Origin of the sequence: Gordonia sp. SL306 (assembly GCF_026625785.1) — a bacterium.
Lineage (GTDB): Bacteria > Actinomycetota > Actinomycetes > Mycobacteriales > Mycobacteriaceae > Gordonia.
In genome coordinates this window covers 5,269,098-5,293,776 of record NZ_CP113063.1, presented here as the reverse complement: position 1 = coordinate 5,293,776, position 24,679 = coordinate 5,269,098, and the positions used below count along the sequence as shown (strand labels likewise).

General features: G+C 68.1%; 21 protein-coding genes. 12 read left to right on the top strand and 9 right to left on the bottom strand.

The window, feature by feature from the left end:
- Window positions 1–4 precede the first annotated feature (4 nt).
- The 5 genes from OVA31_RS24355 (at window position 5) to OVA31_RS24335 (ending at window position 4,257) form a co-directional block, all read left to right on the top strand.
- Complete coding sequence (locus tag OVA31_RS24355) at window positions 5–373, top strand: urease subunit beta (protein WP_267629078.1); 369 nt, start codon at window positions 5–7, stop codon at window positions 371–373.
- Window positions 373–2,094 carry an urease subunit alpha gene (locus tag OVA31_RS24350; RefSeq protein ID WP_267629077.1) on the top strand — a complete coding sequence of 574 codons (1,722 nt, stop codon included), beginning with the start codon at window positions 373–375 and terminating at the stop codon, window positions 2,092–2,094. Before OVA31_RS24355 ends, OVA31_RS24350 begins: the two co-directional genes overlap by 1 nt.
- 53 nt (window positions 2,095–2,147) lie before the next feature.
- On the top strand, window positions 2,148–2,768 hold the full coding sequence (locus tag OVA31_RS24345) for an urease accessory protein UreF (RefSeq protein ID WP_267629076.1): 621 nt from the start codon (window positions 2,148–2,150) through the stop codon (window positions 2,766–2,768).
- Window positions 2,769–2,859: 91 nt separating this feature from the next.
- On the top strand, window positions 2,860–3,546 hold the full coding sequence (gene ureG / locus OVA31_RS24340) for an urease accessory protein UreG (RefSeq protein ID WP_267629075.1): 687 nt from the start codon (window positions 2,860–2,862) through the stop codon (window positions 3,544–3,546).
- 6 nt (window positions 3,547–3,552) lie between these two features.
- On the top strand, window positions 3,553–4,257 hold the full coding sequence (locus tag OVA31_RS24335; protein ID WP_267629074.1) for an urease accessory protein UreD: 705 nt from the start codon (window positions 3,553–3,555) through the stop codon (window positions 4,255–4,257).
- Window positions 4,258–4,279: 22 nt separating this feature from the next.
- Here OVA31_RS24335 and OVA31_RS24330 read toward each other — a convergent pair whose 3' ends face one another.
- Window positions 4,280–5,728 carry an NAD(P)/FAD-dependent oxidoreductase gene (locus OVA31_RS24330; protein WP_267629073.1) on the bottom strand — a complete coding sequence of 483 codons (1,449 nt, stop codon included), beginning with the start codon at window positions 5,726–5,728 and terminating at the stop codon, window positions 4,280–4,282.
- A gap of 118 nt (window positions 5,729–5,846) precedes the next feature.
- Complete coding sequence (locus OVA31_RS24325; protein WP_267631701.1) at window positions 5,847–6,488, bottom strand: GNAT family N-acetyltransferase; 642 nt, start codon at window positions 6,486–6,488, stop codon at window positions 5,847–5,849.
- 141 nt (window positions 6,489–6,629) lie between these two features.
- Here OVA31_RS24325 and OVA31_RS24320 point away from each other — a divergent pair, with 141 nt between their 5' ends.
- From OVA31_RS24320 to recD, 4 genes are read left to right on the top strand one after another with little or no spacing between them, the layout of a single operon-like run.
- Window positions 6,630–7,061 carry an acyl-CoA thioesterase gene (locus OVA31_RS24320; protein ID WP_267629072.1) on the top strand — a complete coding sequence of 144 codons (432 nt, stop codon included), beginning with the start codon at window positions 6,630–6,632 and terminating at the stop codon, window positions 7,059–7,061.
- A gap of 33 nt (window positions 7,062–7,094) precedes the next feature.
- The gene (gene recC / locus OVA31_RS24315; protein WP_267629071.1) at window positions 7,095–10,523 is read left to right on the top strand and encodes an exodeoxyribonuclease V subunit gamma; all 3,429 of its coding nucleotides are present in this window, start codon (window positions 7,095–7,097) and stop codon (window positions 10,521–10,523) included.
- Window positions 10,520–13,864 (top strand): UvrD-helicase domain-containing protein, encoded by a 3,345-nt coding sequence (locus OVA31_RS24310; RefSeq protein WP_267629070.1) that lies wholly within the window; start codon window positions 10,520–10,522, stop codon window positions 13,862–13,864. The genes recC and OVA31_RS24310 overlap by 4 nt, the downstream gene beginning before the upstream one ends.
- Window positions 13,861–15,795, top strand: coding sequence for an exodeoxyribonuclease V subunit alpha (recD, locus tag OVA31_RS24305; protein ID WP_267629069.1), 1,935 nt, complete (start codon window positions 13,861–13,863; stop codon window positions 15,793–15,795). The genes OVA31_RS24310 and recD overlap by 4 nt, the downstream gene beginning before the upstream one ends.
- 15 nt (window positions 15,796–15,810) lie before the next feature.
- On the opposite strand, the gene OVA31_RS24300 is transcribed toward recD, so the two are convergent.
- Window positions 15,811–16,566 carry a PIG-L family deacetylase gene (locus OVA31_RS24300; RefSeq protein WP_267629068.1) on the bottom strand — a complete coding sequence of 252 codons (756 nt, stop codon included), beginning with the start codon at window positions 16,564–16,566 and terminating at the stop codon, window positions 15,811–15,813.
- A gap of 132 nt (window positions 16,567–16,698) precedes the next feature.
- Between OVA31_RS24300 and htpG the strand changes: the two genes are divergently transcribed.
- Window positions 16,699–18,687: a molecular chaperone HtpG gene (gene htpG / locus OVA31_RS24295; RefSeq protein WP_267629067.1), complete on the top strand. Its 1,989-nt coding sequence runs from the start codon at window positions 16,699–16,701 to the stop codon at window positions 18,685–18,687.
- 31 nt (window positions 18,688–18,718) lie between these two features.
- Here htpG and OVA31_RS24290 read toward each other — a convergent pair whose 3' ends face one another.
- Both OVA31_RS24290 and OVA31_RS24285 read right to left on the bottom strand, forming a co-directional pair.
- Window positions 18,719–19,687, bottom strand: a complete 969-nt coding sequence (locus tag OVA31_RS24290) for an N-acetylglucosamine kinase (RefSeq protein ID WP_267629066.1) — start codon at window positions 19,685–19,687, stop codon at window positions 18,719–18,721.
- A 49-nt stretch (window positions 19,688–19,736) separates the two neighbouring features.
- The gene (locus OVA31_RS24285) at window positions 19,737–20,177 is read right to left on the bottom strand and encodes a hypothetical protein (protein WP_267629065.1); all 441 of its coding nucleotides are present in this window, start codon (window positions 20,175–20,177) and stop codon (window positions 19,737–19,739) included.
- Between the two features lie 127 nt (window positions 20,178–20,304).
- Between OVA31_RS24285 and OVA31_RS24280 the strand changes: the two genes are divergently transcribed.
- On the top strand, window positions 20,305–20,781 hold the full coding sequence (locus OVA31_RS24280) for a nitroreductase family deazaflavin-dependent oxidoreductase (protein ID WP_267629064.1): 477 nt from the start codon (window positions 20,305–20,307) through the stop codon (window positions 20,779–20,781).
- A gap of 74 nt (window positions 20,782–20,855) precedes the next feature.
- Here the strand turns inward: OVA31_RS24280 and OVA31_RS24275 are convergent, their stop codons facing one another.
- Window positions 20,856–21,683 carry a crotonase/enoyl-CoA hydratase family protein gene (locus tag OVA31_RS24275; RefSeq protein ID WP_267629063.1) on the bottom strand — a complete coding sequence of 276 codons (828 nt, stop codon included), beginning with the start codon at window positions 21,681–21,683 and terminating at the stop codon, window positions 20,856–20,858.
- 43 nt (window positions 21,684–21,726) lie between these two features.
- Window positions 21,727–22,200: a carboxymuconolactone decarboxylase family protein gene (locus tag OVA31_RS24270; protein ID WP_190268458.1), complete on the bottom strand. Its 474-nt coding sequence runs from the start codon at window positions 22,198–22,200 to the stop codon at window positions 21,727–21,729.
- 127 nt (window positions 22,201–22,327) lie between these two features.
- On the opposite strand from OVA31_RS24270, the gene OVA31_RS24265 reads away from it, so the two are divergent.
- Window positions 22,328–22,984, top strand: coding sequence for a PaaI family thioesterase (locus OVA31_RS24265; protein ID WP_267629062.1), 657 nt, complete (start codon window positions 22,328–22,330; stop codon window positions 22,982–22,984).
- Between the two features lie 54 nt (window positions 22,985–23,038).
- Here OVA31_RS24265 and OVA31_RS24260 read toward each other — a convergent pair whose 3' ends face one another.
- Together OVA31_RS24260 and OVA31_RS24255 are read right to left on the bottom strand one after the other, a co-directional pair.
- Window positions 23,039–23,602, bottom strand: a complete 564-nt coding sequence (locus OVA31_RS24260; protein WP_267629061.1) for a dihydrofolate reductase family protein — start codon at window positions 23,600–23,602, stop codon at window positions 23,039–23,041.
- The gene (locus OVA31_RS24255; protein WP_267629060.1) at window positions 23,599–24,537 is read right to left on the bottom strand and encodes a helix-turn-helix transcriptional regulator; all 939 of its coding nucleotides are present in this window, start codon (window positions 24,535–24,537) and stop codon (window positions 23,599–23,601) included. The genes OVA31_RS24260 and OVA31_RS24255 overlap by 4 nt, the downstream gene beginning before the upstream one ends.
- Window positions 24,538–24,679 lie beyond the last annotated feature (142 nt).

Here is a 24,679-nt window from a genome sequence, read left to right as displayed (position 1 = left end):
CACGATGTCGCAGACGCAGTCATCCGTTGTGCCCGGCGAGGTGATCACCGCGAACGGCACCATCGAACTGAACGAAGGTGCCGACGTCGCGACACTCGCCGTCGTCAACTCCGGCGACCGGCCCGTACAGGTCGGGAGTCACGTGCACTTTCCGCAGGCCAACCCGGCGCTCGACTTCGACCGCGCCGCCGCCCGGGGGCGCCGCCTCGACATCCCCGCCGGCACCGCCGTGCGGTTCGAACCGGGGATCGAGATGACCGTCTCACTGGTGCCACTCGGCGGTTCCCGCGAGGTCTACGGCATCTCGCTGGACGCACCCGGACCGCTGGGGCCGCAGGAGAATGCCGACGAACGTCACGAGGGAAACGACTGATGGCGACGCTCGGCCGAGACCGTTACGCACAACTGTTCGGGCCCACCGCGGGCGACCGCATCCGGTTGGCGGACACCGACCTGATCATCGAGATCACCGAGGACCGGTCCGGTGGGCCGGGACGGGCAGGCGACGAGGCCGTCTTCGGCGGCGGCAAGGTGATCCGGGAGTCGATGGGCCAGAGCCGGGCCACCCGCGCGCAGGGCGCACCGGACACCGTGATCACCGGCGTCGTGATCGTCGACCATTGGGGGATCATCAAGGCCGACCTGGGTATTCGCGATGGCCGGATCACCGCGATGGGAAAGGCGGGCAACCCCGACACGATGGACGGGGTCCACCCGGACCTCGTGATCGGGCCGTCCACCGAGATCATCGCGGGCAACGGGAAGATCCTGACAGCGGGCGGGATCGACTGCCATGTCCACTTCATCTGTCCGCAGATCATGGACGAGGCACTGGGCAACGGCATCACGACCCTGATCGGCGGCGGCACCGGTCCGGCCGAGGGCAGCAAGGCCACCACGGTGACACCGGGTGCGTGGCATCTGAAGTCGATCCTCGCGGCCACCGACCACTGGCCGATGAACATCGCCCTGCTGGGCAAGGGCAACACCGTCAGTGCCGATGCCATGCACGAGCAGATCCGTGCGGGTGCCTCCGGTTTCAAGCTCCACGAGGACTGGGGGAGCACCCCCGCCGCGATCGACGCCTGTCTGCGGGTGGCCGACGACACCGGCGTGCAGGTGGCGCTGCATTCGGACACGCTCAACGAGGCGGGATTCGTCGAACAGACGATCGGTGCGATCGCCGGGCGCAGCATCCACGCCTATCACACCGAGGGCGCGGGTGGCGGTCACGCACCCGACATCATCACCGTCGCAGCGTATCCGAACGTGTTGCCGAGTTCGACCAATCCGACCCGACCCCACACCGTCAACACCCTCGACGAGCATCTCGACATGTTGATGGTCTGCCATCACCTCAATCCAACGGTCCCCGAGGATCTCGCGTTCGCCGAGAGCCGGATCCGGCCGTCGACGATCGCCGCCGAGGACCTGCTCCACGACCTCGGGGCGATCTCGATGATCGGATCGGATTCCCAGGCGATGGGGCGTATCGGCGAGGTGGTGCTCCGCACCTGGCAGACCGCCCACGTGCTCAAGTCGAAACGCGGATCGTTGCCGGGAGACGGTGCGGCGGACAACAATCGGGTTCGGCGGTACATCGCGAAGTACACGATCTGCCCGGCGATCGCGCACGGTTTCGACGACGAGCTCGGATCAGTGGAGACCGGGAAGCTCGCCGACCTGGTCCTCTGGAATCCGGCGTTCTTCGGCGTGAGTCCCGATCTCGTGATCAAGGGCGGTGCGATCGCCTGGGCGGCGATGGGTGACGCCAACGCGAGCATCCCGACCCCGCAGCCGGTGTTGCCGCGACCGATGTTCGGGGCGGCGCCCAAGACCGCCGCGGCCACCTCGGTCAGCTTCGTCGCGCAGGGCGGGCTCGACGCCGGGATCGAGGAGTCCCTGGGCCTCGACCGCAGGCTCGTCGCGGTCCGAGACACCCGCCGCATCGGGAAGGCCGACATGCCCAACAACTCGGCGATGCCGGAGATCACAGTGGAACCGGACACGTTCACCGTGCGGGTCGACGGCGAGGTGTGGGATTCCGAACCGGTCACCGAACTGCCCATGGCACAGCGATATTTCCTGTTCTGAACGGCGACGACGAAGTGATACCCGAGTCACCCGCATCCCGTTCCCAGCTGGCGATGATGCTGACGCTGGCCGATTCCCGGTTGCCCGTCGGCGGTCACGTGCATTCCGGTGGGGTCGAGCAGGCCGTTGCAGATCGGGTCGTCGTCGATGCGGAGAGCCTCGCGCGGTTCCTCCGCCTGCGTGTCACGACCAGTGGGCTGGTGGCCGCCTCGATCGCTGCCGCGGTGACCGATGGCACGCTCGATGTGGTTGCGGCGGAGCAGGAGACGGACGCCCGGACACCGTCGGGTGCCGCGCGGCGCGCCTCGTTGGCGCAGGGCAGGGGAATGTTGCGGCTGGCACGACGCATGTGGCCGGGGGAGGACTGGAGCGCCCATGTGCCGCAGACCCATCTCCCGGTGATCTGCGGCGCCATCGGCCGCGTGTCGCGCCTGTCCGGCTTCCACACCGCGCTGATCCTCGCGTATACGACGATGAGCGGCTCGGCGACCGCCGGGCAGCGACTCCTGGCGCTCGACCCGGCCGATGTGGCGGTGATCATCGCCGATCTCGGCGCCGAATGCGAGCGGGTCGCGGCGGCCGCGGCCATCGAACTCGCCGACCTCTCCGACCCGATCCTCGACGTGTTCGCCGAACGTCACGAGCGGCGCGACATGCCGCTGTTCATGTCGTGAGGGCCCCAACCGGACGTCGCGACGCCTTCACCGATCACCAGATCCGGACCAGACCCCGGACACCGAGACCGACCACCACCGAGAGGAAGTCATGCCGCCGCATCTGATCGACGGAGAACCACACGGACACGACCACGCCCGCCCGCGTCGTCATCGCGAACCCGGCGAGGCACTCCGCATCGGAGTGGGCGGTCCGGTCGGCTCGGGTAAGACGGCCCTCGTCGCCGCGTTGTGCCGGCAACTGCGCGACGAGTTGTCGGTCGCCGTCCTGACGAACGACATCTACACCACCGAGGACGCGGACTTCCTGCGGCGCAACGCGGTCTTGCCCGACGAACGGATCACCGCGGTGCAGACCGGCGGATGCCCGCACACCGCGATCCGCGACGACATCACCGCCAACCTCGACGCGATCGACGACCTCGTCGAGGCAAACCCGCCGTTGGACCTGATCCTGGTCGAGTCGGGCGGCGACAACCTGACGGCCACGTTCTCCACCGGACTGATCGACGTACAGATCTTCGTGATCGACGTCGCCGGCGGCGACAAGGTCCCACGCAAGGGCGGTCCGGGCGTCACCTTCTCCGATCTGCTGGTGATCAACAAGACCGACCTGGCCGAGCAGGTCCGTGCGGATCTCGAGGTCATGCGGACCGACGCCGAGCGGGTTCGCGAGGGCCGTCCGACCGCGATGATCTCTCTCACCGACGATCCGGCCGCGACCGACGTCCTGGCGTGGGTCCGCAGGCAACTCGCCGAGATCGTCGTGGCCGGCTGACCTCGGGTGCACACCGAGATCGAGATCGTGGCCCGACGCGGTCGCTCACCCCGGGTGGCGGCGAGCGGTGGTCTGGCGCTGCGTCGGACCGGACCCGAGTCGGCGCACCTCATCAGCACCGCGGCCACGCCTCTCGGTGGGGACACGATCGCGGTCCGCGTGAGCGTCGAGGCCGGTGCCGTATTGCACCTGCGAACGGTCGCGGCGACCATCGCGCTGCCGTCGGCCGACCGTGTCGATTCGAGTTCGGAATGGACCATCGAGGTCGCCGACGGGGGCCGCCTGCACCTCGATCCGGAACCGATCGTCGTCGCAGGCGGCGCACATCACCGCACGACGACCCGTGTCGTCGCGCAGCCGGCCGCCACCGTGATCATCGCCGAGCACGCACAACTCGGCCGTCTCGCCGAGCTGCCCGAGCACGTCGTCCGGGCGCGCTGGGAGGGATCGCTGCGTGTGGACATCGGGGGCGGGCCGGTCCTGCGACATCGGCTGTCGCTCGGCGGCACCGGTCATCGAGCCGCGAGCAGCGTCGTCCGCTACCCGGATACGCGCCCGTCCGAGGTGTCGTCGGATGCCTATGCGGCGCGGCTCGAACTTGCGCGACCGCCAGGCGTGAACGGTGCGACACTCACCACCGCGCTGGCACCGACCACGACCCGGGCGCGGACCTTGTGCGACGACCTCGACCTCGCTCCGATGGCCCTCTGAGCAGCCCATCGGAGCGCCGTGGTCAGCTGGCCTCGGCCTTGGGATCGGTGGGGGATCCGCTGTCCTTGGCCGCGGCGACATCCGCGGACTCGGCTTCGACCTCGGGTATCGACTTCTTCTCCAGCTCGGACAACGCGCCGAGCGCGGTACGCGCATAGACCTGTTGTTCGGTCACCGCGAGCTGCGCCCGACCCCGCGTGCTGAATGCGAAGAACCAGTTGATGAGGGTGTTGAGCCGGTTGCGGAAGCCCACCAGGTAGACGAGGTGCAGTGCGAGCCAGCCGAGCCAGGCGAAATAGCCCTCGGTCTCGAACATCTTCTTGGTACCCGGGATCGGCACCTGCATGACCGCGCTGAAGCGGGACACTGTTGCCATCGAGCCTTTGTCGTAATAGCTGAACGGTTTGCGTTGTTCCTGGGTCTGTCCACGCAGGCCCGCCGTGATGGCGTCGGCCGCGTATCGTCCGCCCTGGATGGCGCCCTGTGCGACGCCGGGTACGCCGTCGACGGCCATCATGTCGCCGACCACGAACACGTACGGAAATCCGGGGATGGAGAGGTCCGACAGCACCTTCACCCGGCCCGCGCGGTCGAGTTCGACCCCGGACTGCTCGGCGAGCTGCTTGCCGAGCGGACTCGCCTGCACCCCGGCCGACCACACCTTGCACTGGGATTCGATCCGGCGCGTGGTGCCGTCCTTGTCCTTGACGACCAGACCGTCGTAGTCGACGTCGACGACCATCGCGTTGAGCTGGATCTCGACGCCCATCCCTTCCAGCCGACGGGCCGCCTTCTTGCCGAGCTTCTCGCCGAACGGCGGTAGCACGGCAGGCGCCGCGTCGAGCAGGATCACGCGTGCCTCGGTGGGATCGATGTTGCGGAAGGTGCCCTTCAGGGTCTTGTCACTCATCTCGGAGATCTGACCGGCCAGTTCCACACCGGTAGGGCCTGCACCGACGACGACGAAGGTGAGCAGGCGGGCCCGCTCTTCGGGATCGTCGGACAGCTCGGCCTGCTCGAATGCGCCCAGGATGCGGCCGCGCAACTCGAGCGCGTGATCGATCGTCTTCATACCCGGCGCGTACTCGGCGAAATGATCGTTGCCGAAGTACGACTGGTCGGCGCCTGCCGCGATGATGATGCTGTCGAACGGGGTCACCGTGATCCGCTCCAGCAGCCGGGAGGTCACCGTCTTCGCCTCGAGGTTGATGTCGAAGACATCGCCGAGCAACACCTTGCTGTTCTTCTGCTTACGCAGGATCACACGTGTCGCCGGGGCGATCTCGCCCTCTGACACGATCCCGGTCGCCACCTGGTAGAGCATCGGCTGGAACAGGTGATGGGTGGTCCGGGCGATCAGGGTGACGTCGACATCGGACTTCGCCAGACGTTGGGCCGCGAAGAGTCCGCCGAAGCCGGAGCCGACGATGACCACATGGGGTCGCGCCGAGGTCGGAGTGGGGCTGCTCATCAGAGAACATCTCCTGTCGCTGGGAGGTCGGCTGCTGCCGCGCACCTACAACGGTAGTCAATCTTCGGAGTCCGGTCGCGACGAGGACCCCGGGGCGCGTCGCGGCGGGGCGACGTCGTCAGGCCGTGAGGTCGGGGACCCCGTCGTGGCGGTGCGTCCACCCCGCGGGCACCGTCGGCGACCACGAGCGGTGGGTGGGCTCTGACCAGCGCATCGTCAATGTTTCCCAGTGACTGCGCAGGAGTTCGTACTCGACCTCGCCGCCACTCGTCGGGAACAGCACCCCGTCCTCGGACATCCGGATGGCGGAGAGTCGCATGCCGACCTTCTCCATGACGCGCCGCGACGCGGTGTTCATCGCCATCGTGCTCGCGAAGACCCGTTCGGCGGCGATCTCCTGGAACGACATCGTCACCAGTGCGTGTGCTGCCTCGGTCGCCAGCCCTCGCCCCCAGGAGTCGCGACGCAGGCGGTAGCTCAGTTCGACCTCGGATCGGTTGCTGTGGCGTGGCGTGCGGAGCGCGAACCAGCCCTGAAAGGCCGACGATGTCCGGTCGACCGCGGTCCAGATCCCGGTTCGGTGGGCGCGGTGCTCGGCCTGGGCGCGGGGCAGGACCCAGTCCTCGATCACCTCACGCGGGGTGGGCATACCTCCGCTGACGAAGCGCATCACCGCCGGGTCGCTGTCCAGCTCGACCAGCGCATCGACATCGTGCATCGCGACCGGACGTAGCCGTAGCCGAACGGTCTCCAGGATCACGATCTCCCCCTTGCCTGCGTTGCCCACGGTGAGTGTACGGTCCCGCCGCGTCGCGATGGGCGCAGAGGACGGGTGTGTTCGCGCCGCGGAATCTCTGTCCGTCGGGCACATCGTCGGGGGCACCCGTTAGGGTTTGCGATCGTGGCCGACGAATACCTCGAAGTACCCATCCAGCTGCGCTTCGGCGACATGGACATCAACAACCACATCAACAATGTGCAGTTCGCCCGGATCTTCGAGGAGAGCCGGGTGCGGTCGTTCGCGACCTGGCTGCCGGAGCGGCCGAAGGACTTCTCGGTACTGGTCGCACGACAGGACATCGTGTTCACCGCGGTGCTCGAATACTCACTCGACCCGGTGACCGTCCGGTCGTGTGTGAGCCGCATCGGGACGACGTCGTTCACGCTGTCACTCACTCTGGTCGATCCGGCCGGGACCACCTGCGCTGTCGCGGAGACCACGATGGTGTCGGTCGACCCCGCGACCGGGCGGCCCACCCCGGTCCCCGACGCGGTGCGGTCGATCCTCGAATCGCAGCTCGTCGTCGGAGCCGGGCTGCCCGTCCGCTCCTGACCGAGACCCGTCCGGAGGCTGGAGGGCGACCCGATGTTCCACCTGCACCGCGCCGAACGTACCGACGCACTCGCCGACGCGCTCGCCGATCTGTTGCGTACTCCGCTGACGGATCCGATGGCCGCCGAGATCGTGTCGGTACCCGCGCAGGGCGTGGAACGGTGGCTGCAGCAGCACCTCGCCACGCGACTGGGGACCTCGGAAACCGGCAGCGACGGTGTGGCGGCCAACATCGATTTCTCGTCACCGGCGATGTTGACCGACCGGGCCGTCGGCGACGCGCTGGCGACGGTCGGTACGGCGCACGCGAGGAATCGCAGGCGAGGGCGGTCGACCGCCGGTGAACGGTGGCGTCCGGCAGCCCTGACCTGGCCGGTCCTGCGGGTGCTCGACGAGATGATCGACGATCCGCGTCTCGCGGTGCTCGCGCGGCATGTCGGCGCCGACGGCCGCGCCGAGGCCGACGATCATCGTCGCGGACGACGATTCGCGACGGCCCGGCAGATCGCCCAGCTGTTCGACGCCTACGGGCGGCAGCGTCCGGCGATGCTGGGCGCCTGGGCCGCGGGCGACGACACCGACGGCGTGGGAGCGGAGATACCGGCGGACCTCGCCTGGCAGCCCGATTTCTGGCGTGCGGTGCGGGCAGAAGTCGGCGAGGCCCATCCGTCGGAGTCGCTGGCCGAGGTCTGTGCGGTGTTGCGTGAGCGCGCGGACGCGACCGATCTCCCGGAACGGGTATCGGTGTTCGGACCGACGCGGGTGACCGAATCTCTCCTGCAAGTGCTCGGAGCTCTCGGCGTCCATCGCGACGTCCATCTGTTCGTGCCGCACCCCGGCCCTGCGCTGTGGTCGGCGGTCGAGGGCGTGGCCACGCCCTCGACGGGACTTCGGCGTGCCGATCATCGGCCGCCCGTCCTTGCGCACCCATTGCTCGCCAGCCTGTCGCGGGACATCCAGGAGTTACAGCGCCGCGTGGCCCCGGTGGCCGATCGTATCGTGCACCATCCGCCGGTCAATGCCGTCGGGGCGGACACCGTCCTGACGGCACTCCAGGCCGGTATCCGCGACGATCGTCTCGACCGCGCGATCGCGCCCACCGACAGCTCGGTCGAGATCCATTCCTGCCACGGACCGGAGCGCCAGGTCGAGGTCATGCGGGACCGGTTGCTCCACCTGTTCGCCGACGATCCCACGCTGCAGCCCCGCGACGTACTGATCATGTGCCCGGACGTGGACGGCTTCGCGCCGCTCATCCGCGGTGCCTTCGGCCAGCCGGGTCTGGGACACCCCGCCTTCGAGCTGCGGGTGCGGCTCGCCGACCGCGGCCTGCGGCACACGAATCCTGTCCTCGACGTGGTGGCGGCGGTGGTCGAGCTCGCAGCCGGGCGCGTCTCGGCGGGCGCCGTGCTGGATCTGCTCGGCCGGCCACCTGTTCGGCAGCGGTTCGCGCTCTCCGACGACGATCTCGAGATCATCCGGGAGTGGCTCGTCGGCAGCAATGTCCGCTGGGCGATCGACGACACCCAGCGGTCGCGATTCGGTCTGTCGGGCTTCGGCCAGGGGACCTTCGAGGCCGGGCTGGACCGCATCCTCCTCGGTGCGGTCGCCGAGGAGGCCGACGGCGAGTGGCTCGACACCGCCTTACCGCTCGCCGGGGTGGAGAGCACCGAGATCGATCTCTCCGGACGGTTCGCGGAGTTCATCACCCGCCTGTCGACGACCCTGGGCGATCTGACCGGCACCCACCATCCGGAGCGGTGGACCGAGATCCTGATCGGCATCGCCGACACCCTCGTCGCGACCGCATTCGACGAGGAATGGCAACGTGCACAGGCGATCCGATCGATCACGGCAGCCTTCGACGACCCGCGCGACGATCTCGAGCCGACAACGACGCCGCTGCGCCTCGGTGACGTCCGCGATCTGATGTCCGGTCTGGTGGCCGCCACGCCGACGCGCACCAATTTCCGTACCGGGGAGCTCACCGTCTGCTCGATGGTGCCGATGCGGTCGGTCCCGCACCGGGTGATCGTGCTGCTCGGTGTCGATGCCGATGCATTCCCGCGGACCCGACGCACCGACGGCGACGACATCCTGGGCCGGTCGCCCCTGGTGGGCGAGCGGAATCCGCGCGACGAAGACCGCCAGCTGTTCCTGGATGCCATCTGTGCTGCGCAAGAGAACCTGCTGCTCTTCTACACCGGTGCGGATCCCGTTTCCGGACAACGTGTTCCGCCGGCCATCGTGGTCAGCGAGCTCATCGACGCGGTCCGTGCACTCACCGCAACCGTAGACGGACAACGACCCGCCTGCACCCGCCTGCACACGCTGCACGGATTCGACGAACGTAATTTCGTGCCGGGTGCGATCGCGGGTGTGGAGGGGCCGTTCTCCTACGACCGGGCGCTCCTCGGCGGTGCGCGTGCGCTGGGCGCGGAGCCGGTGAGCGCCCAGCTGATCTCGGAGGTCGGTGTGCCGCCGGAGGAGCCCGAGGACGTTGCCCTCGACGCATTGGTGTCCTTCCTGACCAATCCGATCGAAGGCTTCGTCCGCCAACGGCTCGGCGCGCGTGTTCCCGACGAGGAACGTCCGCACGCCGACCAGCTCGACGTCGAGCTCGGGGCGCTGGACCGATGGGGGATCGGCGACCGGTTCCTGTCCCGGATGCTCGCCGGGAGCGATCTCGCCCGATGCCAGGCCGCGGAGCTGCGGCGAGGTACGCTGCCGCCGTTCGCATTCGGGACCCGGGAGCTGCAGGTCATCTCCGCGGATGTCGAAGCCGTGTTCGCGGCGGCGTCGGCGGCGAGATCGGGTCCGTCGCAGACGACCGACGTGGTGGTGCCCCTGCCCGACGGTCGTCGCCTGCACGGCACCGTCGGCGACATCTTCGCCGGTACCACCGTCACCGCGACCTATTCGAAACTCCGCGCCAAGCAACGGCTCGGCGCCTGGGTGCGGCTCCTCGCCCTCGCTGCCGCGGTGCAGGGCGACGAGTCTGCCTCGCCGATACGTGCGGCAGTGGTGGTGGCACGTCGGACCGGCCGCTCCGGTGGTGTGGCCCGGTCGTTGTTCGCCGTCCCCGACGATCCGCTCGCCGTCCTCGTCGATCTGATCGCGCTGCGTGACGCGGGACTCCGTCGCGTACTGCCGCTGCCGCTGGATCCGGCCGCGGACTTCGTCGATCATCACCGTCGCACCGGACGCGTCGACCGAGCACTGCCGGCCGCCCGCAAGGCCTTCGAGGGTGACTTCGGTGCCGGACGGGACCGCTACCTGCGGCTGGCATACACAGGCGACGTCACCGGCGCCGTCGGCTTCGACGCGCTGACCACCGAGGCCATCCCCGACGATCGCCGGTTCTACGGCCTCGAGCTTCCGGGGGACGTGGGAGACCCGGTGTTCGCCGGACTCGCCCGACTGGTGTGGGAGCCCCTCATGGACCACGAGACGATGACATGACCGACGCACCTACAGCATTCGACGTGACCGGCGAGTTGCCGACCGGTACCACGGTCCTGGAAGCGAGCGCCGGGACCGGGAAGACCTACGCGATCGTCGGGCTCGGTGCGCGATTCATCGCCGAGGGAGTTCCGATCGACAAGTTGCTGCTCGTCACCTTCAGCCGGGCGGCAACCGCGGAGCTGCGTGAGCGGATGCGTGACCGAGTGTCCGAACTCGTACTGGCGCTGGGCGATCCGGATCGGTGCCGCAGCGATGGCGATCCACTTGTCCGCCACCTGGGGGGCGGCACCGACGACGAGGTGGCGACGCGTCGTGAGCGTCTCGTCCGGGCGCTGTCGGACTTCGACGCCTCCACCATCGCGACCACCCACACCTTCTGCAACCGCATGCTCGACGCCCTGGGTTTCCTCGGCGAGCGCGAACTCGTCCACGAGATCGTCGAGGACGTGGACGATCTCGTGGACGAGGCCGCCCTCGACACCTATATCCGCGGATATGCGGGGGCCGACCGCCCGGAGATCTCGCTGGCCGATGCGACGTCGATCGCACGGGACGCGGTTCGCCAGCCGGCGGCCGCGCTCGCCCCGACGGCCGACGACCTCGATGCCATGACCGGAGACGACGCGACGATCGCGGCCCGGCGCGTGCGGTTCGCGGCCCGGGTCCGGCAGATCATCGAAGACCGTAAGCGGTTGTCGCGCCTACGTACCTACGACGACCTCCAGATGATCCTGTTCCGGATCGTCACGGATCCGGTGGTGGGACCGGCTGCCTGTGAACGGATTAGGGCAGTCTTCGACGCCGTGCTGGTCGACGAGTTCCAGGACACGGATCCGCAACAGTGGGAGATCGTCCGGCGTTGCTTCCACGGTCATCGGACGTTGGTGCTGGTGGGCGACCCGAAGCAGTCGATCTACGGATTCCGCGGCGCCGAGGTCCTGAGTTATCTGCAGGCGGTCCGATCGGCCGGCACGCTAAGTGCACTCGACGTGAACCGCCGCTCCGACGGCGACCTGGTCGACGCCCTCGGCGCCCTGTACGGCGGCGCCGAACTCGGACACCACGAGATCGTGGTGCGCCCGGTGAGTGCCGACCGCTCCGGCAGCCGGATCGACGGAGTGCCGCCGGTCCGTCTACGGGCCTTTCCGCGCAAGGCATTCCCGGTCACCGGTCGCAGCGGGTTCGCGGCGGTCGGGGCCGTGCGCGACCGGGTGATCGCCGACGTCGCCGCGGACATCGCGGGACTGCTGGCGTCGGGCACGACCATCGAGGTCAACGGTGTCGTGCGCCCGGTCGAACCCGGCGACATCGCGGTGCTGGTCACCCTGAACAAGACGATCCAGCCCCTGCAGCGACATCTGCAAGGCCATGGGGTCGCGGCGGTGATCGGGTCGGGTACCAGCGTCTTCCACACCGCGGCCGCGCGGCACTGGCTCGCGGTGATCCGTGCGATCGAGCAACCGGCCCGTGCCGACCTCGTCCGCCTCGCCGCGCTGAGCCCGCTGATCGGTCGTGCGCCCGCCGACCTCGCCGCCGACGACGGTTCCGGCACCGCCGCATTGGCCGAGACACTCCACGCCTTCGGACGGGTCTTCGACGAGGGCGGATTCGCCGCGATGTCGCAACGACTGATGAGTCGCATGGCGGTTGCCGAACGGGTCCTCGCCGCCCCGGACGGCGAACGTTCGCTGACCGACCTCGTCCAGGTGGCCTCCCTGTGCAACACCGAGGTGATGGAGACCGACTGCGGATTGAGCGCGCTGATCGAATGGCTCGCGGATCGGATCGCGGACACCACCAGATGGCAACGGCACGAGGACCAGACCCGACGGCTCGACCGCGACACCGAGGCAGTGCAGATCATGACGGTGCACCGCAGCAAGGGATTGCAGTTCCCGATCGTGTACGTGCCGTTCGCGTGGGACGGAACGCGCAACTCGAACCGCGCGACCTTCACCTACCACGACGATTCCGGCGACCGCATCCTCGATGTGGGAGGCAAGGGGGCGCCCGGATATCAGGCGCGGTGGCGGCGACACGAGAGTGAGGCCGCAGGCGAAGAGTTGCGCCTGCTGTACGTTGCGCTCACCCGTGCACAGTCTCAGGTGGTGATCTGGTGGGCACCTGCGTACTTCACCAAGAACTCGGCACTGCATCGGCTCCTGTTCGGCCGGAAGCCGGGAACGGCACTCGTACCGGAGAGCTTCGACGTCCCCGACGACGACACGTGTGGTCGCGTGCTCACCGGCTACGGGAGCGCCGACGGGCCGATCCGTGTGGAGGTCGCCGGGCGCGACGGCGCCGACTCGGCCGCACCGCGGCCACCCGCCCGTGCGCGGGCGGGATTGTCCGTCGCACAATTCGACCGTGTCATCGACCAGAATTGGCGCCGCACATCGTATTCGGCGATCGTCGCGGCAGCGGGTCACCATGCCAACCGGCCGCTGCTCGCAACGGGGAGCGAGGCTGCCGACGGACTGATCGTCGACGAGCCCGTCGAGGAGGTGGCTGACGCCGGCTCGACGGCGGCGATCGACGGTATGCCGTCGCTGATGAACGGCATGCCCTTCGGCGCGGCCTTCGGCACCCTCGTGCACGAGGTGCTCGAATATGTGGACACCGATTCCGCCGACATCACCGCGCACGTGCGGGAGCTCTGCGCCACCGCGATCGAAGGGCGGATGGTGGACGTCGACGCCGACCGCCTGTCGACGGCGTTGGTGGGGGTGCTGACCACCCCGTTGGGGTTCGGTGATCTGTGGCAGGTGCGCCCGGGGAACCGACTCGCCGAGCTGGACTTCGAGTTCCCGCTCGCCACGGGACCGCAGTCGACGACCGGGACAGTCCCGGCTGCGGTGACGATGGCGTCGATAGCCGATCTCATGGATCGTCACCTGCCCGACGACGATCCGCTCATCGGCTTCGGTGCGCGCCTGCGTGAGCTGCCGCCTCAACGTATTCGCGGCTTCCTCACCGGGAGCATCGACTCGGTGTTGCGCACCCCCGACGGCCGATTCGTGGTGGTCGACTACAAGACCAACCGACTGCGGCCGGGGGATCTGACCGCCGAGGACTTCGACCGCGCGTCGATGGCCGCGGAGATGATCAGCGCCAATTATCCACTCCAGGCCTTGCTGTATTCGGTTGCGCTGCATCGATATCTGCGGTGGCGACTGCCCGGGTACGACGCCACCGAGCATCTCGGGCCCGTGCAGTATCACTTCGTCCGGGGGATGGTCGGTCCCGATACCCCGCCCGGCTGCGGTGTCTTCGAATGGCAGGTCCCGGCCGGGCTGGTCGAGGAGCTCTCGGATCTGCTCGGGAAGGGGACACCATGACCACGACTCGGCAGGGCGGAACCGGAGGACCGGAAGTGGACGGTTCGCCGCCGGCCCGTACGGAATTCGATCCGCGTGCGGTGCTCGCCCACGACGGCGCCCTGGGATTGCTGAACACATCGGGACTGCTCGACGCCGCGGACGTCCACGTGACCCGGCGCCTCGTGCATCTCAGTGGGGGACAGGTGAGCGAGGCCGCGCAGATCGGGACTGCGCTGGCCGTGCGGGCAGTGCGACAGGGCTCGACCTGCCTGGCCATCGCACGAATCCCCGAACTCGTCGCCGACGACGACGCCGTCTCCGCGGTGATGCCGTCGTCCGACGAGCTGGAACAGGCGCTGGCGGACAGCGTCCTGGTCCGCGGCGGCGCAACGGGACCGTTGCGGCCGCTGGTTCTCGCCACCTCCGACGACGGACCGTTGCTGTACCTGCGCAAGTATTTTCGTCAGGAAGAGCTGATCCGCTCGGTGTTGGGTGAGCGGCGCTCGTCCCGGCCTGGTGTGGACGTCGCCGATGTCGCGTCGGCAGTCGACGCCGTGTTCGGCCCGGCCGGACCCGGAGACGCGGATCTGCAGCGCATCGCCGCGCAGATGGCGGCGGTCAGTTGGACATTGGTCGTCGCGGGCGGACCGGGAACGGGCAAGACGTACACGGTGGCCCGGATCCTGGCGGTCCTCGACCGCCTCGCGGGGGGCGGCGCCCGCATCGGGCTGTGCGCTCCGACGGGTCGTGCGGCGGCGCAGTTGCAAGCGGCGGTCTCGGCTGACGACGCCGCACCGCGGTCGGTGCGCGCGGTCACGGTCCATTCGCTGCTGGGTTGGCGGCCCGGCTCGGCACCTCGATACGGACGGGGGAACAAGCTCCCGCACGACGTCGTCGTCGTGGACGAGACCTCGATGCTCTCGATGACGGCGATGAGCAAACTTCTCGACGCGGTACGGCCGGATGCCCGGGTGATCCTGGTCGGTGACCCGCATCAACTCGCGTCGGTCGAGGCGGGCGCGGTCCTCGCCGATCTCGTCGACGGTGAGGATGCGACGCCGCCCACCCCGATCCCGTCCGGACTTCTCGACGACGACGTCATGTCGACCGTCGCCGGCCGCGATCGTGTCGAACGCGGTGTCGTCACGCTTCGCCGGGGACACCGCTTCGGGGGCGGCATCGCCCGGGTGGCTGCGGCCATCAACCGTGGGGATGCCGATTCCGTCCTCGACCTGGTCGGCGATCCGACCGTGACCGATGTGACGTTGGTGGCGGCCGATGACCTCGACGATGTGCGTACCGATGTCGCGACCTGGGGAGCCGCGCTTCGGGCGGCAGCGGTGGCGGGCGGTGCCGCCGCTGCGCTCGACGCGCTCGACGGTCACCGCGTTCTCTGCGCCCACCGGGAGGGCGTCTGGGGCGTCCAGGGATGGTCGCGTCGCGTCGTCGACTGGCTGGCGGAACTCCCGGATCATCCGCCACATCTGTCCGTCGACTCGACATCGCGTCACGCCGGTCAGCCGCTCCTCGTCACCGCAAACGATCGGCAGACCGGGACGTTCAACGGTGATTGCGGCGTCGTCGTCCGTACGGGCCTGGCATCCGACACCGTCGATCCAGAGGGAGATGGGCTACAGGTCGTGTTCCGGCGCGGCGAACACCTCTTCGAACTCCATCCCACCCAACTCGCCGACGCGGTCCCGATGTATGCGATGACGATCCACCGGAGCCAGGGCAGCCAGTTCGACGGCGTGACCGTGATCCTGCCGCCGGAGGGCTCGGAACTGCTCACCCGTGAACTGCTCTACACGGCCGTCACCCGCGCCCGGCTGCGGGTCCGCATCGTCGGCTCGCCGGAGGTGCTGGCCGCCGCGGTTGCGCGTCGTGTCCAGCGTGCCAGTGGCCTGCGGTCGCCGATCCGCGTCGCGGAGTCGCCCGAGCCGACTTGATCGCTGCGGCAACCATCAGCCGAGGTCGACGCCGCCGGGCACGAGATCGCGACGGAGGAAACACTCGGTCCCGAGCAGGCGACTGCGCCGCGCGGCCGGCAGGCCCATCAGGGCCTTCATGGTCCGGCTGCGATCGAGTTCGGTTCGGTGACAGATGATCGCATCGGCCTTGCGGTCGCGCCATTCCGCGACGTCGAGCACCAGATCGACATCGTCCTCGGAGGTCCCCGGCAGGTACTGCGGCGGGAGGTCTGCGAACAGATCGTGTTGCACGTCGTCGACCATCCATTGGGCGATCGTCACGAAGTACATCGACCGGACCTGCCAGGGTTCGCCGGTCGATCGGTACAACCCGCCGGATGCGGCGGCGTCGGCCGAGACCGTCGCCACTCGATGTGCGTGGACGTGGTCGGGGTGGCCGTAGATGCCGACCGCGTCGTAGGTGACGATCGCGTCCGGCCGCAGGCGCCTGATGTGCGCCACCAGCGTGCGGACCGGGTCGTCGAGGGGTGCGGAGCAGAAGCGCATCGCCTCCGGTGCCGACTCGGGCACGCGATCGTCGGCATAGCCGAGCATGATCGGCGGCCTGGGCAGTCCGAGCGTGCCGGCCGCCTCCACCAGTTCCGCGTGTCGTTCGGTGCCCTCCGCCCAGGTGCACACGACCAGGTCGGCGTCACCGCCACGGGCGATGTGGCGGGCGATGGCGCCACCGGTCCACAGCGATTCGTCGTCGGGGTGCGCGTGCACGAACAACAGACGAGGAGGAGACATGCACCTGTCTTCCTGTGGCGGAACTTCCGGCGGTGTGCGGACGGCGGGTGAACCGGCCGACCCACTTCAGAGTAGCCAATCGGCGGATCGGTAATATGCGGCTCCGGCAATGACTCTGACGCGGAGGTTATCGTGAGTGGTCAAACAGAGGTTCGCGAGTTCCAGGCCGAGACCCGGCAGTTGCTGGATCTCATGGTCCATTCGGTCTACTCGAACAAAGACAGCTTCCTACGTGAGCTGATCTCCAACGCATCCGATGCCCTGGACAAGGTGCGGCTCGAATCGCTCCAGGACAAGAGCCTCGAGGTGGACACCTCGGACCTGCACATCCAACTGGACACCGATCGGGATGCGCGCACCCTGACGGTTCGCGACAACGGTATCGGCATGTCCCGCGACGACGTCGTCGGTCTGATCGGCACGCTCGCACGGTCCGGAACCGCAGAACTCCGCCGCAAACTCGCGGAGGTCAAGGATGCGGCCGCGTCCGAAGAGTTGATCGGACAGTTCGGTATCGGCTTCTATTCGACCTTCATGGTCGCCGACCGGGTCACCCTCGTCACCCGCCATGCCGCCGACGAGGCAGGCACCCGATGGGAATCGACCGGTGACGGCACCTACACGCTCGACGAGGTGAGCGACGCACCGCAGGGGACGTCCGTGACGCTCGCCCTCAAGCCGGTCGACACCGACGACCACCTGTACGACTACACCGACCCAACCAAGCTGCGTCAGCTGGTGAAGCGCTACTCGGACTTCATCGCGTGGCCGATCCGGATGGACGTCGAGAAGACGGTTCCGGCACCCGAGACCGACGACACCGATACCGACACCGTGGCCGAGCCGACGACCGAGATCGTCAGCGAGACGATCAACTCACAGAAGGCGTTGTGGGCCAAGTCCTCCGACGAGGTGACCGAGGACGAGTACCACGAGTTCTACCGTCACGTCAGTCATGCGTGGGACGAGCCGCTCGAGGTGATCACGCTCAAGGCCGAGGGCACCTTCGAATACCAGGCGCTGCTGTTCATCCCGACGCAGGCGCCGTTCGATCTGTTCATGCGTGAACGCACTTCCGGCGTCCAGCTCTACGTCAAGCGCGTCTTCATCATGGATGACTGCGAAGAGCTCATCCCGGAGTACCTGCGTTTCGTGAAGGGCGTCGTCGATGCCGCCGACCTGTCGCTGAACGTCTCGCGGGAGATCCTGCAGCAGGACCGCCAGATCCGGGCCATCCGACGTCGCCTTACCAAGCGGGTGATCTCGACGGTCGGGGACATGCGCGCCTCGCGGCCCGACGACTACAAAACGTTCTGGCAGAACTTCGGCCGGGTCTGGAAAGAAGGCCTGGTCAACGACATCGACAATCGCGATGCCCTGCTCAAGGCATCGTCGTTCGAGTCGACCGACTCCGCCGACGACCTCACCACCCTGGCCGACTACGTCGGACGGATGCGTAGCGGCCAGGACACCGTGTACTACATGACCGGCGAGACCCGTCAGCAGATCGAGAACTCACCCCATATCGAGGCATTCCGTGCGAAGGGGGTCGAGGTCCTCCTCCTGACCGACCCGGTGGACGAGATGTGGGTGAGCAGCGGACTGGAGTTCGAGGGCAAGTCCTTCACCTCGATCGCCAAGGGAGCCGTCGACCTCGACGGTGTCGACGCGGCGTCGGCCGACGACGACACCGACACGGAAAAGGCCAAGGCGGACAAGGAGAAGCGGACCGAGGAGTTCACCGGCCTGCTGGATTGGCTGGCCGAGACCCTCACCGACGACGTCAACGAGGCGCGCCTGTCGTCGCGGCTCACCGAGTCGGCGGCGTGCCTGGTCGGCGACACCTTCTCGATGTCACCGCAATTGGAGAAGCTCTATCGGGCGTCGGGACAGGAGCTGCCCAAGACGAAGCGTGCGCTGGAGATCAACGCCGACCACCCGCTGATCGCCGGTCTGAACGACGCCTTCCGGGCTTCCGACGACCACACGTCCCTCGCGGCGACGGCGAAGTTGATCTACGGGATGGCGGTGATCGCAGAGGGCGGCGAGCTCGGCGATCCGGCCGAGTTCGCCAAGTTGCTGGCCGGCACGCTCACCGATTCCCTCGCCTCCGAGTCCTGAGCGCGCGGAGCGGCCGGCACGACCCGCACCCTCAAGCGCGGTGAACCTGGTCGGCCAGCGGGTGTTCGGACGGTAGGTCGAGCAACAGCCCGACGCCGTCGAGTGGCTCACCGCGGGGGGCCTCGACGATGGCGCCGGGCACCGCGGTGCCGAGCACACCGACGAACCGTTCCCGGATCCGCTCGTTGTGGCTGAGTACCTCGCCCATCCAGCTGACCCTGGCCGTGTCGTCGGGCCGGTGTCCGCTGCGGCGCAGTGCGGCGGCGACCGACGCGGCGAGTTCGGTGGCGGCCCGGTCGTTGATCTCGATCGCGACCCGATCGCCCGCACGTGCTGCGTCGTCGACCTCTCTCGCGAATCCGGCGGTGCGACTCACGCGGTCGGGATCGCCCTGCAACACCATGTAGAGCTCGGGCAACGGTCCGAACCGGTCGCGCGCCGCCGACTCGAGTCCGGTGTCGGGACCTCGGCCGTCGAACGAGCGCAGGGCGGCTTCGAGTCCCGCCCGCCCGATCCAGTAGGCGCTGCCTGCGTCGCCGACCAGATGCCCCCATCCGTCCACCCGCGCAGTGCCCGCGGTGCCGACCCCCAGCGTGACGACCCCCGTACCGACCGCCGTGACGGCACCGAGCGCGAGGCGATTGGCCGCGAGATACGCCGACACCGAGTCGTGGGTCAGCGCGACCGTACGGATACCCAGATGGGCAACCGCTTCCCGAAGCTCCGCCGGGCGGGTCGCATCCGGGGTGAGCCCCGAGACGCCGGCCGCGAGTTCACCGACCGTGCTGGCCGCTTCGGCGAGGACTTCGCTTGCGGCGCGGGCGATCTGCGGAACCACGGGGCGATCGGTACGGATGGGTCCGGCCCGGTGGTCGCTGCTCGACGACGGACCGACGATACGTACCCGCGTCCCGGTCTGACCGCCGTCGAGCAGGATGCGTTGCGCCATGATCGTCCGATCTCCCGTGCCTGCCGCCGGCATGCTGTGGCCGACGCTCATGGGCCAAGCTACCCGGGCACCCACCCCATTCCAACGGTGTGCAACCGCGTCAGGCGGCCGCGTCGGTGGGAAGCGTGAGCGCGATCAGCTCCACATCGTTCGCGCGGTGGATCGGATGCAGGATCACGCCGTGGCGGGCGGCATCCGCGGTGAGGAACCGAGCCCAGCCCATGTCGTCGTCGGTCACACCGTCGTTGCCGGGTCGCGTCAGCAGCAGCGCGACGGACAGATCCGGGAGCTGTGCGACGGCCTCGCCGAGACGGCTCATCAGGATGTCCGAGATGGACCGGTCAGGGCGCGCGGGAATCGCCAGTTGGTTGAGCGCGGGGGTCTGTAGGTGGTCGGCATCGACGAAGGTGAACCACAGGAGGATCTCGGAGAGCCCGAGTGGCTCCATCAGCAGGCGCCATCGTCGGTGGAGGTCGGCGGCCGAGTGGATGGGATCGTGGGCGGTACCCGTATCCGGTCTCGGAGAGCTGTCGTATGTCATGCCGCGATCATTCCCTCGATCGCGTGGATGTGAGTTCTGCCATCCACAGGGCTGCGCGGCGTGTGGATACGACGGTCGGCGCGCACGCCGAAGTGAAGCCGAGGCCACGGGATGTCACACTTGGGGCATGGGCGCCCTCACTCCGCTGGCGATCAAGATCGGTTCGATCAGCTGGATGCCACGATTGCTGCCACAGATCGTCGTCGTCGACAGTGCGGTACAGCGGATCACCGGCCAGAAGTACGGGCTGCTGGACATCGGTGGGTTACCGAACATCACCCTGCGGGTTGCCGGACGACGCAGTGGAGTCGTGCGATCGACCCGTCTTCTCGCGGTACCGACGGAGAAGGGCTGGCTGATCGCCGGATCGTATTTCGGCGGTCCGCGCATGCCACAGTGGGTCTTCAATCTCCGTGCCGCCGACACCGCCGAGGTCGGCCACCATGGGGAGTACGAGACCGTGACGTTTCGGGAGTTGGACGGTGACGAACGCGGTGAGGCGTGGGCGAGGATGGTCGAGGTATGGCCGAACTTCGACCTGTACGTCTCCCGGACCGAACGTCAGATCCCGGTGTTTCTACTCGAGCCGATCGCCCTGATCTGAGGAACGCACTGGTCTGAGAACGACCGCGGGATGGTCCGCGCGGATGGAGAGACCCGCGCGGACGCCGTTTCGGGTCAGGCCCCGCGGAACTCCGGCGCACGCTTCTCGAACACGGCGCTGATGGCCTCGGTGAGGTCATCGCTCGGCAGGAAAGCGGAGTTCCACGCAGCGACGTAGCGCAGACTGTCGTCGACGGCCGCCCGGCGGCTGTGATCGAGCACCGACTTGACACCCTGTACCACCAACGGCGGGTTCGCGGCGATCTCCGCGGCCGTGGCGCGGGCGGCGGCCAGCACGCCGTCACGATCCGGCAGGACATCGTTGACCAGACCGATCCGCAGGGCGTGATCGGCGTCGATGTCCTTGCCGGTCAGTGCGAGTTCGCGCAGATGGCCGTCGCCGATGATCTGGGGCAGGCGGGCAAAGCTACCGACGTCGGCGACCATCGCCACCTTGACTTCGCGCACGCTGAACTTGGCGTCGGCGGCGGCAAAACGGATGTCGGCGGCGCTGATCAGGTCGACGCCGCCCCCGATGCACCAACCGGACACCGCCGCGACAACCGGTTTGCGGCAGTCGGCGACCGCCGAGATGGCGCCCTGCATACGACGCACCATGTCGTGGAATTCGGTACGCGGACGCGCCTTGGCGCCTTCGGCCAGGACCGTCCCGAGGTCGCCCGCCATTGCCGGCAGGTCGAGCCCGTAGGAGAAGTGAGATCCCGAACCGGTCAACACGATCGCGCGCACATCGTCGTCGCGGTCGAGTTGTGCGCAGATCTCGGGGAGTTCACGCCAGAAGTCGGGTCCCATCGCGTTGCCCTTGCCCGGGCCGGTGAGGGTCACCTCGGCGACGAAATCGGAGATCGAGACCTCGAACGCATTCCACTGTTGATCGCTCATGGTGGTGAGGCTACCGGGCGGGTCGCCCGGGCAGCGGGGCGGTTCAGATCGACAGGCGGCAGGCCTGACCCACGTCGAGGACGCGAAGGGCACGGCCCTGACCCAGCCACAACGCACACGACACCGCCAGGTCGACGACGAGTTCGTCGGACAGGGCGGCGCGACACCTCTCCCAGTATTCGTCGTCCTCACGCAAACCGATGTGATCGGTGGCGAATCGATGGGCGAACTCCGCGGCGACGCGTTCACCGTCGGAATAGCCGGGCCAGGTGGCCCAGTCGTCGACGTGGAGGTAGAACTCTTCGTCGAGGCCGCTCGCCTGCGCCCGCGTGTTGCGGCAGACGGCACACTCGTTGTGACCCGCGATCACCATCCGGGCCAGTTCGCGGGTGCGGGGGTCGAGGCGGCTCTTGGTGTAGACGGCGTCGGCGTAGTTGCCGAGAGCACCCCCGAGCGTCGGTGAGAGGCCGAGCCACCCGACGATGTCGTCGTCCGCGAAGCCGCCGATTCGTGCCATTGGGCAAGCGTATCAAGAACGAGAACGTGTTCTCGTTTGTTCGTGATGTTCGTCGCCGGAACCGTGACCCGATTATCCGGTGGGATAGCGTGGTCGTTCGGGCCGTTTCGACAGTGTGAGGTGAGCGATGAGCGGGTACATCACCGAGGAGATCCCGGCCGAGGAACTGACGCGGCAGATCGAGCAGGCGAGGGAGCTCGGCGACAGCGTGCGTGGCCTGGTCACGGCAACGGTGGTGACCGACGTAGGCGAGGACGAGCTGGCCGAGGCGCGAGCGCACATCGACGCGGCCACCGAGATCCTCGAGCGCAGCCGGATCGACTCGTCGTTCGGTTTGCGCTTCAACTCCGATGGGCGGCTGCGGAACTGGGGAAATGCGGTCGAGGGTATCCGCAATCCCCTTGCCCCTCCGGTCGAGTTCCACGCCGAGGCCGATCATGTCTGGGCCGAGTTCGATCTCGGGCCGCAATACGAGGGTCCGCCCGGGCTGGTGCACGGTGGCGTCATCGGTCTCATCCTCGATCAGGTCCTGGGAAACGCGGCGGTCAATGCCGGGTCGCCCGGTATGACCGGGACGTTGACGATCCGGTATCGGCAGGGGACGGTTCTCGGTCCGATCCGCGTCGAGGGCCGACTCGACCGCACCGAGGGCCACAAGTCATTTGCCAGCGGGACGATCTCGACCGCCGACGGTCTGTGCGCCGAGGCGGAGGGCATCTTCATCATGCCGCGGTGGGCTCGCGGTCTCGACGCGAGCCGACAGTTGGGCGTCGGCGACGCGTGACGGCACGCGGACCGCTGGTCCACTGGTCTCCACCGGACCCACTCGAATGACCGGTCATCCTTGAGCCGGCTCACGCGGTCCCACCACGCGGTAACGCGCACACACGAACGCTCGATTGCGTTCCACCGTCAGCAGTTCCAGGTCGAACCGGCGTGGGAACAGCGGCCGCCCGGCGCCGAGGGTGACCGGGGCGATGGACACCATGACCTCGTCGAGCAGCCCTGCTTCGGCGAACTGTGCGGCCAGATCGCCACCCCCGACGACCCAGATGTCCTTTCCGGTCGCCGCCTCGACGAGCGTCGAATGATGTTCTTCCGGAGTGCCGGAGACGATCCGGATCGATTCGGCGACGGGAGTGAGATCGCGATGGGTGAACACGAAGCACGGCATGTCGTAGGGCCAGGGCTTCCCGTCGACCACCTCGTGATCGAGCAGCCATCGGTAGGTGGTCGCTCCCATCACCACGCACCCGACGTCGGAGATGAACGCTCCGTAGTTCATTGCGCCGTCGTCGTCGATCGGCTGTGTGAGAAGCCAATCGAGGGAGTCGTTCTCGTCTGCGAGATAGCCGTCGAGGGTGGTCGCGGTGTAGTAGCGGAATCTGGGTCTGGTGTTCATGTGAATCCTCCGGATCGCTGTCGATGCCACATGATGGGGTCGGGGTCGATCGACCGCACATCGATCCCGGCGTCGGCGAGCATCCACCGGACCAGTTGGCGGCGATGTGCGGAGAAGGTCAGCACATGCGACCAGATCTGCGACAGCAGAAAGGATTCGGGTGGATCGCAGATCGCGTCGACGATCCGGTCGGGCCATGCGCCACGTCTGTCGATGTCGCGGGTCAACGCGAGCCAGCGCGGTGCGATCTCCTCGTGCATCTCGATCAGTGCCTGCACGTCGTGTGGCCCGTCGAGATCGGGCTCGTCGGTGCCGTCGATGCTGGCCATCCACGGGGCCTTGTCGACGACGAGGTGGGTGAGGACGTCGGCGATCGTCTCGTCGGGACCGGCCCATGGCAGCACGCGGTGTCCCGGCAGACGAACCGTCGCGCAGGACTCGTCGTCAATGTCCTTGGCCGCGGCGAGCAAGGCGGCGATGTCGTCGAGGTCGTGTCGGACCATCAATGCCACCACGTCGCCCGCGGACTCCTCTGACGCGCCGCCGGTGTCGATGTAGAGAACGGTTGGGGAGTGGAAGTGGATGCCGTTGGGTGACGGCAGCCAATGTCCGTGCTCGGTGCGCGAGCCCGAACGACTCGGTGGGTGGCCGAACGCCCGTGTGAAGGCGCGTGCGAAGCCCTCGACCGATTCGTATCCCGATGCGAACGCGGTGTCGGTGACCGATTCGCCGCGCTGGAGGTGCCAGGCCGCGCGTTCGAGCATCACGCGACGTCGCAGGGCCACCGGTGATTCGCCGGTGTGGCGCGCGAGCTGGCGACTGAAATGGAATGCCGACGCGTGTGCGCCCGTCGCCATGTCGTCGAGGGTGTGGTGATCGTCGGCGAGTACGGCATCGAGCAGTTCGCGGATCCGGTCGCGGCCGGTGTCGGTCATGTCATCAGTATCCGTCGCCTGCCGGTCGTCGCGCCCGACCGTTCTTGCTCAGCCTGTCACCGGCGATCACTCGAAGGCGGGAGTTGGTCGGGTGTACAGAATTGGGAATTTGTCTACTCAATCGTTGACATCGATTCCGGAC